An 11,063-nucleotide genomic window follows, 5' to 3' on the forward strand; every position below is an offset into this window, starting at 1 on the left:
GCTCTGGGTGTTATGCTCAGAGCTTTGCGGGATACCGCCTTTCTGTTCGGACTCCGTCCCGCTAACGCGAACGGAAACGGACAGAATGCTATCGCTTCACCGTTGAGCAGTAATGCTCAGCAGTGTTCAGCGTAAATGTATCAGCCTTTCTCTGTAGACGTTCGATTGCACCTAAAAAATTGCCCCGCCCATCACCGGGCGGGGTTATTGCTGCATCCTCAGGCCAGCTTAAACTGCCTCTGGAACTTTGGCCTCTTCCGCCGCCACTTCCTGCACCACGATCTTGCCCCGGAACACCACGTAGTTGTAGATGTTGTAGGACAAGATAACCGGGATCAGAAAGCCAATAAAGGTGAGCATAAACACCAGGGAGCTGGGGGAGGCCGCCGCTTCGTAGATGGTGACGCTGGGGGGGATGATGTTGGGGAAGACCATGAACCCCAAGCCGATAAAAGAAAGCGCAAAGATCAAAAAAGTGTAAACCAAAACGCTATTTTCTTCCCGCCGGCGCAGGCTGCGCAGCAACAACGCCACCAACAAAAGTCCCAGAACTGGGATGGCAGCAAAGATGTAGAAAAGAGGGGGCGAGAAAAGCTGAGCACGCGCCTGCTCGGACATGATAGGAGTGCTGATGGTGATAAACACTGCCCCCAGTAAAGTTGTCCAGGTGGCGATGGTTGCCGTCTTGTAGTAGGTTTCCTGAAGCTCGCCGGTGGTCTTAACGATTAGGTAGGCTGAGCCGATTAACACATAGCCCTGGATCAAAGTAAGAGCCACCAACAGCGTGCGCCAGGTCAGCCAATCCCAGGGGCTGCCGGCAAAGTGGCCGGCTTCGTCCACTTGGATCCCTTCGAAGACGCTGCCCAAGGCAAATCCCTGGCCCAAGGCTGCCAAAAAGCTGCCCACTCCAAAGGCCAGGTTCCACACCAACTTGTTGTCGGCGTTTTCCCGAAACTCGAAGGAAACGGCCCGCAAGATCAGGCCCACCACCATGATCACCAAGGGTATGTAGAGGGCATTGAGAATGGTGGCGTAGGCGAGAGGAAAAGATCCAAATAGGGATCCCCCCATCAACACCAGCCACGTCTCGTTGGCATCCCAAACATTGCCCAAGCTGGTCATGAGAATGCTGCGCCGCGTCTCGCTGGAGGCCGTCAGGGAGAGGATACCAACTCCCAGATCAAACCCGTCCAGCAGAACGTAGAGAAATAGGAATAGGCCCAGGATAAAAAACCAAACCTGGGGCAGAAACCGCTGTAAAGGCTCAAAAGATTCCATCGCTGTTCCCTCTGCTTTGAGTATTTCTGACCAGTGCGAGACAGTTCCCGATGGCGATCCCCAGTCCCTCTCCCTCTAGGGAAGGGAAGTTGGGAGTTGACGTAGCGAAGGGTTTCACTGCTGTGGGGAATGGGCCTGCTACGTTGCCCTGTTGCTACTTGGAGTCACCAGTTAGATGGCTACCAAACTGCTGCTACCGAGCTTCTGCAGGACGGCGATCCGGTTCGTGGCGGGCAGGCTCGACCACGATCACCGGCTGCGTTGCCGGGACAGGGGCGGGCAACTCCAGGTTTGGCCCTTCGCGGATGATGCGGCTGCCAAAGTAAAGGGCGGCCACGAAAAACACGGTGTACAAGATGGTCAAGCCGATCAAGGAGAACAACACTTCTCCTGCCGGCAGCGGTGAAACCGATTCCACCGTGCGCAGTTGTCCATACACAATCCAGGGCTGCCGACCCACACAGCGGACGATCCAACCAGTTTCAACGGCGATGTATCCCAGGGGTGCTGCGAAGATCCAAGCTCTCATCAGCCATTTCTGCTGAGAAAGGGCCTCCACTGAGAGCTTGCCCCTCAGCCATTGGACAAGGGTAACTCCGACAAGCCCGGCCAGAAAAAGACCAATGGCCACCATCGTTCTGAAGGAGTAGTAGATCAGGCCGACCATGTGGGGACGATTTTGGGGATCCCAGCTTTTGAGCCCTTGAATGGGTCGATCCAAGCGGGGTTTGAACTCCAGCAGATAGCCCAGCGCGCCAGGGATCTTCACCTCCCACTCGTTGCGCTCTTCGCGGTCGTTGGGCACAGCCAACAGGCTCCAGTCTGCCCGCTCGCCGGCAGGGATCGTCTCCCACTGGGCCTCCATGGCCGCCAGCTTGGCCGGCTGATAGCGATAGACTTGCTCCGCGCTCAGATGGCCGACGAACACCTGCAAAGGGGCGACCACTAGGGTCATTGCCAAGACCACTTTGAGGGAGCGGGAGAAGAACTCGCTGTGCCGCCGCTTGAGAATGTACCAGGCACTGATGCCACCGATAACAAACAAAGAGGTTTCCAAGGTGGCAAAAAACATGTGCAGAAAGCTGTTGACCATGAAGGGGTTGACAATAGCTTGCAGGTAGTCCCGCACCACAAATTTCCCATCGACGAACACGCCACCTGCCGGCGTCTGCAGCCAAGAGTTGGCCGTCAGGATCCAAAAGGTGGAGAGGTTGGCGCCAAAAGCCACCAGGATCGTCGAGATCCAGTGAATCACTGGCGGCACCCGATCCCAGCCGAACAGCATGATCCCCAGAAAGCTGGCCTCCAGCATAAAAGCCATCGTGCCTTCAAACCCCAGGATGGTGCCGAAAAAATCTCCCACTGCTTCGGAGAAGGGCGCCCAGTTCATGCCAAACTGAAAGGCCATTGGCAAGCCTGAGGCCACGCCAATACCGAAGTTCAACACATAGAGTTTTGACCAGAAACGGGCGTGACGGTAGTAATCTAGGTTGCGGGTTTTCAGCCAAAGTCCCTCAACAACAACGAGATAAATGGCCATCCCCGTTGTTAAAACCGGCCACAACATGTGAAAAATGGCCGTGAGGGCAAACTGTAGACGAGAAAGGGCAACGGTATCTAGAAACATGATTTGTACCAAGCTTAGATGAATTGGCCAATACAGCTTTTTCCGACAACATCCTCTGCAGTTGATGCAGCTACACCTCTTGCATGAAAAACATCTTGCTCCCTAGCAGACATTGGATGAGGCCGGGAAAGCTCTGCTTTTTGTTCCTTCTAACATCGAATCTTGGCTAAGACAATTGACAGGCCGTCCGACTCTAAAGGTTAATTTTAGGATTCTGGAAGTGTGAACTCTTTTTTGTAATTTAGACTACAAGACAAAGAGCGCACTGCGAACCTAGCGGCCAAAGCCTGGCAGGCCGCTAGTATAGGATTTTGGTTTTTTTCGTCTTTAAACAACAAAACTGTTGTCTTGTTGTATAGATCCAGGAGCGATTCCCAGCAAGGGAGGACTTCCGGTTTACAGAGCCGGCAGACGGCTGCTGATCGTCCCCGGAGCCTGCCAGAATTGGGATCCCTGCTTGTTGGGATCGCAGTTTGCAGTGTGGGGTGGAAGATGTCGTTTATCCCGCTGGTGCGCTTTCTGGCCCAATCTGGCTTGATGCAAGAGTTGGCCGCCCGGTTGAGATCACGGCGACAGGCAGATCTGCAGGGGGCAGGGCGGATTGCCAAGGGGTTGATCGCCTCGGCTTTGGCCCAGCAGGAGGGAAGATCCCTGCTGGTGATCACTGCCACGCTGGAAGAAGCAGGCCGCTGGACAGCGCAATTGGAGGGCATGGGCTGGGAGACGGTGCAGCTCTACCCCACCTCCGAGGCTTCCCCTTACGAACCTTTTGACCTGGAACCGGAGCTGGTGTGGGGCCAGTTTCAGGTGCTGGCCGATTGCCTCCAGGGGAAGAAGGGCATGGCCATTGTGGCGACAGAGCGGGCCCTCCAACCCCACCTCCCTCCCCCAGAGGTGTTGCGGGCCTTTTGTCTCCAGCTGGAACCCGGCTTGGAGATGTTTCCCCAGCAACTGGGGCAGCAGTTGACCCGTCTGGGCTACCAGCGGGTGAGTCTGGTGGAAAGCGAGGGGCAGTGGAGCCAAAGGGGCGACATTCTCGACGTTTTCCCAGTGGCCTGCGAGTGGCCGGTGCGCCTAGAGTGGTTTGGCAACGAGCTGGAGCGGCTGCGGGAGTTTGACCCAGTCAGCCAGCGCTCCCAAGATGGGATCCCCTACGTCTGGCTGACCCCCACTGGCTACGGACCCATCCTCTGGCCAGCGCTGCAGGAAAAGGCGGATTGGCTCTCCCCAACCCTGCGGCAGCAGTTGGAGCAGTCGCCGACTCCTCCGGAGGGCTTGCGCCGTTTTCTCGGCCTGCTCTACGATCCGCCAGCCAACCTGCTGAGCTATCTGGATCCCGAGGCTTTGATCCTGATCGACGAGCCGGAGCAGTGCCAAGCCCACAGCCGGCAGTGGCTAAGCCACGCCCAGGAGCAGTGGCAGCTGGCCCGGGCCAGCGAGCCAGCTCTGGTGCCTTTCCACCGCCCCTTTGATCTCAAGGCTCCCGACTGGGATCCCTTCCCCTGCCTGTTGGCCCGCACCTTTGCCCCTGCTGGCGAAGCCGAAGCTGCCCTTGACCTAAAAAGCCGGCCTGTGCCTACTGCTCCCCACCAGTTTGGATCCCTGGCCAAAACCCTGCGCGAGTACCGCAAGCAGCAGTTGCAGGTGTGGATCCTCTCTGCCCAGCCCTCCCGCACCGTAGCTCTGCTGCAGGAACACGACTGCCCCGCCCAGTACGTGCCCAATCCCAAAGACTTCCCGGCCATCGAGCGCCAGCTGCAGTCCTACACCCCAGTGGCCCTCAAGTATTCCGGCCTGGCCGAGCTGGAGGGGGTTCTCCTGCCCACCTTGGGGTGGGTGGTGCTCACCGACCGCGAGTTTTTCGGCCAGCACAGCCTGGCCACCCCTACTTATGTGCGCAAGCGCCGCCAGGCCAGCTCTCGCCAGGTGGATCCCAACCTGCTCAAGCCAGGGGATTTTGTCGTTCACAAGGCGCATGGCATTGGCCAGTTTCTGCGCTTAGAAAGCCTCACCATTGGGGGCGAAACCCGCGAGTACCTGGTTATTCAATACAGCGATGGCCTGTTGCGGGTGGCTGCCGACCAGGTCAACTCCCTTTCCCGCTACCGCGCCAGCGGGGATGGACCACCTGCCCTGCACAAGATGTCCGGCAGCACCTGGGAAAAGACCAAACAGAAGGTGAAAAAGAGCCTGCGAAAAGTGGCCTTTGACCTGCTGCAGCTCTATGCCAAACGCGCCGAACAGGAGGGCTATGCCTTCCCGCCCGATTCTCCTTGGCAACAGGAGCTGGAAGATTCTTTCCCCTATCCCCTGACGCCGGATCAACTCCGAGCTGTCCAGGAGATCAAGCGGGATATGGAATCTCCACGCCCTATGGATCGGCTGCTGTGTGGGGACGTGGGCTTTGGCAAAACAGAGGTGGCAATCCGTGCCATTTTCAAGGCCGTAACCGCCGGCAAGCAAGTGGCTCTTTTGGCGCCGACCACCATTCTCACCCAGCAGCACTACCACACCCTCAAAGAGCGCTTTGCTCCCTATCCTATTCAAGTGGGCTTGCTCAACCGCTTCCGCACCTCGGAGGAGAAAAAAGAAATCCTATCCCGTCTCAAGAGTGGCGAACTGGATGTTGTGGTGGGCACCCACCAGCTTTTGGGCAAGGATGTGCAATTTCGGGATTTAGGCCTTTTGGTGATTGACGAAGAGCAGCGCTTTGGCGTCAACCAAAAAGAGAAGATTAAGCTGCTGAAAACCCAGGTGGATGTGCTGACGCTCACCGCCACCCCCATCCCGCGCACCCTGTATATGGCCTTGTCGGGGCTGCGGGAAATGAGCCTGATCCAAACTCCCCCGCCTTCCCGTCGGCCCATTAAAACTCACCTTTCGCCCTACAACCCCGAAGTCATCCGTACGGCTATCCGCCAAGAGTTGGATCGCGGCGGTCAAGTCTTCTATGTCGTCAACCGCATTGAAGGCATCGAAGAAACCAGTGCCAAATTGCGGGAGTGGGTGCCCGGTGCTCGCATTGCCATTGCCCACGGGCAGATGCCGGAAGGGGAGCTAGAGGCAACGATGCTGGCTTTTAACAATGGGGAAATCGATATCCTGGTCTGCACGACGATTATCGAATCCGGTTTGGATATTCCCCGCGTCAACACCATTTTGATTGAAAATGCTCAGGAGTTTGGATTGGCTCAGCTATACCAGCTGCGGGGGCGGGTGGGCCGGGCTGGGATCCAAGCCCATGCTTGGCTGTTTTACCGAGAAGACGGGATCCTCACCGAGGAGGCCCGCAAACGCCTACAGGCCATTCAGGAATTTACCCAACTGGGATCCGGCTATCAGTTGGCAATGCGGGATATGGAAATTCGTGGCATTGGCAACCTGCTGGGAACGGAACAATCCGGGCAAGTCAATGCGGTGGGCTTCGATCTTTACCTGGAAATGCTGCAAGAAGCCATTCGAGAAATTCGCGGCCAGGAGATCCCACAGGTGGAGGACACACAAATTGACCTCAATGTAACCGCCATGATCCCGCAAAGCTATATCCCCGACGAAGATCAAAAGATGCAGGCTTATCGACACCTGGCTGCTGCCGGCTCTCGGGTCGAGCTGTTGCAAATTGCCCAGGAATGGCAAGACCGCTTTGGCCCCCTGCCCAAGCCCACTCAGGAGCTGCTGCGGGTAATGGAGCTGAAGGTGCTGGCCCGAGCCCTGGGCTTTTCCCGCATTAGGCCAGCCAAGGAGCATGTCCTTTTGGAAACCCCCATGGAGGAGCCCGCTTGGAATCGCCTGAAAGAGGCCCTGCCCACTCACCTGCAGCCTCGCTTTGTTTACCAACCGGGCAAGGTGACGGTGCGGGGTCTGGGGATGGTACCGGCAGCGCAGCAACTGGAGAGCCTTTTGCAGTGGCTAGACAAAATGAGTTTGGCCCTGAGCCGGATGGAGGCTGGGATCCCAATGACCCCCTAGATCTTGCCGGATCCCTCTCGAGGCGGGCCCATGCTCTGGTGTGAGAGAGTGGAATGGCCGGCCCTCCTCTCTTCAGCACTCCTTTTTGCATCGGCTTCGCGTTTGCATCGGGTTCGCGTCATGAAAGTTCTAGAAGCTCACCACCTCCAAAAAACCTACCGGCAGGGGAGCAAGGAGGTGCGGGCGGTGGTGGATGTCTCCCTGACGCTGGCAGCAGGGGAGATCCTGGCTTTTTTGGGGCCCAACGGGGCCGGCAAGACCACCACCATTAAGATGATTGCCGGCCTGATCCAACCCGACGCGGGCACAGTGTGCGTTCTCGGACGGGATCCCCATACCGATCCGGGGGCCCTGGCCCAAGTGGGGGCAGTGCTGGAAGGCAATCGCAACCTCTACTGGCGGATGACCCCCCTACAGAACCTGGAGTACTTCGGTGTGCTGCGGGGGCTATCCCCCAGAACCGCTCGGCAACGGGGGTTAGAGCTGCTGGAGACCTTTGGCCTGCAGGAGAAACAAGATGTGGCCGTGCAAACCCTTTCGCGGGGCATGCAGCAGAAGGTGGCCATTGCCGTCGCCCTCCTGCATCAACCGGCCCTGTTGCTGCTGGATGAGCCCACCCTGGGGTTGGATGTGGAATCGGCGCAAGCGGTGAAATCCCTGATCCGCCAAATTGCCGCTTCGGGTCGAGCCATCTTGCTCACCACCCATCAACTGGATATTGCGGAAGCGCTCTCGGATCAGGTAGCCGTTATTCGACAAGGGGTGATCATCGCCCAAGCCCCCACGGGAGAGTTGATCCGGCACTTTGCCGGCGCCGTCGGTACTTACCGGATCGAGCTGGAACAGGGGCTGGATCCCTGGAGGGTTGAACAACTGGCCCGCCAAGGGGTGGAGATTCTCGGATCCCATCGGGTGCGGTTCAGCGGCCCGCCAGAGATGCTCTATCAGGTGCTGGAGATCTTGAAGCCTTTGCCCTTGCTCAGCCTCAAACGAGAGGAAGCCGATCTCACCCATATTTTCCTCGAGTTGTTGAAAAGGGGAGAGGGGCAAGGATGATGCCGGTGATACACCTGTTTTGGGCTGAACTGAAGCGGGCCTGGATCCAGTACATTCGCTATCCGGCGGAGGCCCTGGGCGGGATCCTGATCACCACGTTCTTCTTCTATGCCCTCTTTGCCGGCGCCCAATATGTGGCAGGGCCTGCCTCCCAATTTGGCGAACGGTTGGATGCGGTGGTGATCGGCTATGTGCTCTGGACGCTGGTCATTTTTGTGGTGAACGACATCGCCCTTAACCTGCAGGTGGAAGCCCAGACAGGCACCTTGGAGCAGGTGTTGCTCTCGCCATTTTCGGCAGCCACTCTCTTCTTGGCACGGGCTTGTGCCAGCTTGGTGTTGCGCTTTTCCATTGTCGTCGTCATTCTGGGCGTCATCTTATTGCTGACGGGCAGCCGGTTGCGGTTTCCCCCTGCTCTGGTGTTGCCTTTGGTGAGCGTGGTGCTGGGGGCCTACGGCTTCTCGTTTTTGCTGGGATCCGCCGCTCTGATTTGGAAGCGAATTCAGCAGCTTTTAATTATCAGCCAATTCGGCTTGCTTTTTCTGTTGGCTGCTCCCACGGAAGAATGGCCGGGATCCCTGAGGTGGCTAGGGCAAAGTCTGCCCATGACGGCGGGGGCTGGGCTGTTACGCGACGTAATGGTGCGCGAGGTAGGGCTGGATCCCCTGCGCTTGGCCATGGCTCTAGCCAGCGGCATTTTCTACTTCGGCCTGGGTCTGCTGGCCTTTCGCTGGGCAATGCGGCTAGCCAAACGTCAAGGGATCCTGGGATCCCAGTAGAGGTCTGCAGGAGGGCATCTAGAGCGAACGTTGGTCGGGGGAGCGGTGCAGCAGGTGAGGGAAGTGGTATTCTACCGCTCCAGTGACCGGGTTGTTTTCGGGGAAAGCCATGCTCCGCCGGCTCAGCTCTTGCAACGCTTTTTCAATCTCATCAAAATCGGCAGGCAAGTCGATAGCGATTTCCGAAAGGGTGAGGATCCCTTGCCGCTGTTGGGCTAGCCGCAGGATCTCCCGCATCAGAGCTTGACCTTTGAGGGGCTGAGGAGGTGCTGAGGTGGTTTTTGAGGAAGCTGGGGATGGGGAGGGTCGGGATCCCTGCAGGACGGCCAGCTTGAAGTTGTAGTTCTCCACCATGCCTGGGATCAAAAACAGGTCGATCAACTGCCCAATGCCCAACAGGCCAAAGGTGAACAGCCAGAGAACGCCTGTGCCAGTCTTGCCCAGGTAGAAGCGATGGACGCCACAGATCCCGAAGATGCCCAACGCCCAGAGGATATAGGCAGTACCGACAGACTTGGGTTCAGCGGGGGGCAGCAGGTAGCGAGAACTCATGGAGATTTGACGAGATAACTCCGAGCGGGTACTTCCAGTTTGTCATCTTCTGGCCTGGACGGGCAGAAGAGAACCGGCGTGATCTCTGCAAGCAAGCTGGGATCCCTTCTACGCTCTTGTCTGAGGGAGGGCAGCCTCAACGGGAAAACAACCGGAATAATGAGATCCAAGTCCCCCAGGCTCAAAGAACTCCGTCTCCCGCTCACGCAAGCAGTGGACATGCCTATAGAAGGCAAGGGAAAGTCGATGTTTGAGCCAATTTTAATCGGGTTGAGCGCTGTGCTCTGGGGCCTCCTCTGGGGCTACGCTACACTGCTGGTTGTGCTGGTGAACTTTAAGGAGCAAGGATCGGTTTACGCCTACCCTATGCAGGCGGTGCTGGATCGCTTTGTCGAATCCTTGGGGCTGGGCTGGCTTAAGGATCTGCATGCCCTACAACTGAGGCCGCTGCGCCGGATCAGCTATGCTCTGTTTGGTGCCGTCACCCTAGGGGTGGCTTTCATGCTCTGGGTGTTGGGGTAAGGCGATGACCAGATCGACAGGCGCATTCCCGCAGCAACTGCAAATGCGTTAACCCAACCCGAGTTCTCGACAGGCTCATAATGACCGCTGCCCAACTGGTTGCTATTCTCTCCACTGCCATTGCCACCGCCACACCGGTGGTCTTCGCCTGTGTGGGGGAAACCATTACCGAGCGGGCAGGGGTGATCAACCTCTCCGCAGAGGGGACGATCATGCTGGCGGCCATGGTTGGGTTCGCCGTGGCCAAGCTGACGGGAAGCTTGGTATTGGGCTTTTTGGCTGCCGCCGCGGTGGGAGCGCTGTTTGCTGGGATCGTGGCCTTTGGCTCGCTGACCCTGAAGGGATCCCAAATTGCCATTGGTTTCGTCTTGACCCTATTGGGGGCGGATTTGTCTTCCTTTTTGGGCAATCCGTTCGTGCGGATCCCAGGGCCAACGGTGCCCAGCCTGCCCATCCCCTTCCTGAGAGAGGTGCCGCTGCTGGGGCCGCTCCTGTTCCGAGGGGATCTGTTGCTGTACGCCAGCTACGCGCTCATCGGGGGAACTTGGTTCTTTTTGTATCGCACTCAGCCTGGCCTGATGTTGCGGGCTATGGGAGAACAGCCGGCGGCGGCTTTTGCCCGCGGCACCAATGTCATTTTCTGGCGCTATGTTTACACCCTTGTGGGGGGATCCCTATTGGGCTTGGCGGGGGCTGCCTTTTCTCTGGATTTCAAGGCCGGCTGGAGCCACCGACATACAGCAGGGTATGGCTGGATTGCCTTGGCCATCGTCATCTTCGGTGGCTGGAACCCCTTGCGGGTAGCTCTGGGGGCCTACCTGTTCGGCATTTTGCAGTCCTTCGCTGGGGTTGCCCAGACTACCATCCGCGCCGTGCCCACCCAAGTTTTTACGGTGGCTCCCTTTGTGTTGATGATTTTGGTGTTGGTGCTCACCTCTGGGGAATGGTGGGAGTACGGCTTGCGCGGGATCCCACCTCGGCTGCGGCGCTGGATTCAGCAGGCGGTGAAGGCCACGCCGCCGGCAGCTCTAGGGCAGCCGTTTGAACCGGGCTAGAGGTTGCTTCCGGCACTGCGGCTTGGGGGTCGCTGATCAGCCGGATCGGAGAGGGGAATGTAAACTACCCGACTCCGACCGCTAAAGCGGTACGGAGCAGGCTTTCAGTAGCCCTGAGCCTGCTCTGCCCTACCAGAGAACAAAACAGGCCCGAACCTCTAGGCTGGTTTACGACAGCCCCCAAGAGCGCAATCACATTCGCACCATTCAAATCCGCATCCCCTT

The 11,063-nt window shown here is 58.0% G+C and carries 8 protein-coding genes and 2 pseudogenes; 6 read left to right on the plus strand and 4 right to left on the minus strand.

Annotation, left to right across the window (positions count from 1 at the left end; translation table 11 throughout):
- A pseudogene (locus NW834_RS11790) lies at positions 1–135 on the plus strand (RNA-guided endonuclease TnpB family protein); the annotation flags it as partial.
- 93 nt (positions 136–228) lie between these two features.
- Here the strand turns inward: NW834_RS11790 and cydB are convergent.
- Complete coding sequence (gene cydB / locus NW834_RS11795) at positions 229–1,278, minus strand: cytochrome d ubiquinol oxidase subunit II (protein WP_414375450.1); 1,050 nt, start codon at positions 1,276–1,278, stop codon at positions 229–231.
- Positions 1,279–1,471: 193 nt separating this feature from the next.
- Positions 1,472–2,905: a cytochrome ubiquinol oxidase subunit I gene (locus NW834_RS11800; protein WP_414419807.1), complete on the minus strand. Its 1,434-nt coding sequence runs from the start codon at positions 2,903–2,905 to the stop codon at positions 1,472–1,474.
- 492 nt (positions 2,906–3,397) lie between these two features.
- On the opposite strand from NW834_RS11800, the gene mfd reads away from it, so the two are divergent.
- From mfd to NW834_RS11815, 3 genes are all read left to right on the plus strand, one after another.
- Complete coding sequence (mfd, locus tag NW834_RS11805) at positions 3,398–6,874, plus strand: transcription-repair coupling factor (protein ID WP_414419806.1); 3,477 nt, start codon at positions 3,398–3,400, stop codon at positions 6,872–6,874.
- Between the two features lie 120 nt (positions 6,875–6,994).
- Positions 6,995–7,930, plus strand: a complete 936-nt coding sequence (locus tag NW834_RS11810; RefSeq protein WP_414419805.1) for an ABC transporter ATP-binding protein — start codon at positions 6,995–6,997, stop codon at positions 7,928–7,930.
- Positions 7,927–8,709, plus strand: coding sequence for an ABC transporter permease (locus NW834_RS11815; protein ID WP_414352152.1), 783 nt, complete (start codon positions 7,927–7,929; stop codon positions 8,707–8,709). The genes NW834_RS11810 and NW834_RS11815 overlap by 4 nt, the downstream gene beginning before the upstream one ends.
- 18 nt (positions 8,710–8,727) lie before the next feature.
- On the opposite strand, the gene NW834_RS11820 is transcribed toward NW834_RS11815, so the two are convergent.
- Positions 8,728–9,261 (minus strand): TM2 domain-containing protein, encoded by a 534-nt coding sequence (locus NW834_RS11820; RefSeq protein WP_414419804.1) that lies wholly within the window; start codon positions 9,259–9,261, stop codon positions 8,728–8,730.
- Between the two features lie 246 nt (positions 9,262–9,507).
- On the opposite strand from NW834_RS11820, the gene NW834_RS11825 reads away from it, so the two are divergent.
- Together NW834_RS11825 and NW834_RS11830 are read left to right on the plus strand one after the other, a co-directional pair.
- Entirely contained in the window at positions 9,508–9,783 is a 276-nt protein-coding gene (locus NW834_RS11825; protein WP_041436392.1) for a hypothetical protein, read from the plus strand.
- Between the two features lie 80 nt (positions 9,784–9,863).
- Positions 9,864–10,838 carry an ABC transporter permease gene (locus tag NW834_RS11830; RefSeq protein ID WP_414342803.1) on the plus strand — a complete coding sequence of 325 codons (975 nt, stop codon included), beginning with the start codon at positions 9,864–9,866 and terminating at the stop codon, positions 10,836–10,838.
- A gap of 64 nt (positions 10,839–10,902) precedes the next feature.
- On the opposite strand, the pseudogene NW834_RS11835 reads toward NW834_RS11830, so the two are convergent.
- A pseudogene (locus NW834_RS11835) lies at positions 10,903–11,063 on the minus strand (RNA-guided endonuclease TnpB family protein); the annotation flags it as partial.

This window comes from Synechococcus sp. R60.1, from assembly GCF_047461835.1.
In the GTDB taxonomy this organism is placed as follows: Bacteria; Cyanobacteriota; Cyanobacteriia; order Thermostichales; family Thermostichaceae; genus Thermostichus.

Excerpts from the sequence above, each read along its gene's own strand:
- NW834_RS11810 (WP_414419805.1), top strand. The coding sequence starts at position 6,995 with ATGAAAGTTCTAGAAGCTCACCACCTCCAAAAAACCTACCGGCAGGGG.
- mfd (WP_414419806.1), top strand. The coding sequence starts at position 3,398 with ATGTCGTTTATCCCGCTGGTGCGCTTTCTGGCCCAATCTGGCTTGATG.
- NW834_RS11825 (WP_041436392.1), top strand. The coding sequence starts at position 9,508 with ATGTTTGAGCCAATTTTAATCGGGTTGAGCGCTGTGCTCTGGGGCCTC.
- NW834_RS11800 (WP_414419807.1), bottom strand. The coding sequence starts at position 2,905 with ATGTTTCTAGATACCGTTGCCCTTTCTCGTCTACAGTTTGCCCTCACG.
- NW834_RS11820 (WP_414419804.1), bottom strand. The coding sequence starts at position 9,261 with ATGAGTTCTCGCTACCTGCTGCCCCCCGCTGAACCCAAGTCTGTCGGT.
- NW834_RS11815 (WP_414352152.1), top strand. The coding sequence starts at position 7,927 with ATGATGCCGGTGATACACCTGTTTTGGGCTGAACTGAAGCGGGCCTGG.
- NW834_RS11830 (WP_414342803.1), top strand. The coding sequence starts at position 9,864 with ATGACCGCTGCCCAACTGGTTGCTATTCTCTCCACTGCCATTGCCACC.
- cydB (WP_414375450.1), bottom strand. The coding sequence starts at position 1,278 with ATGGAATCTTTTGAGCCTTTACAGCGGTTTCTGCCCCAGGTTTGGTTT.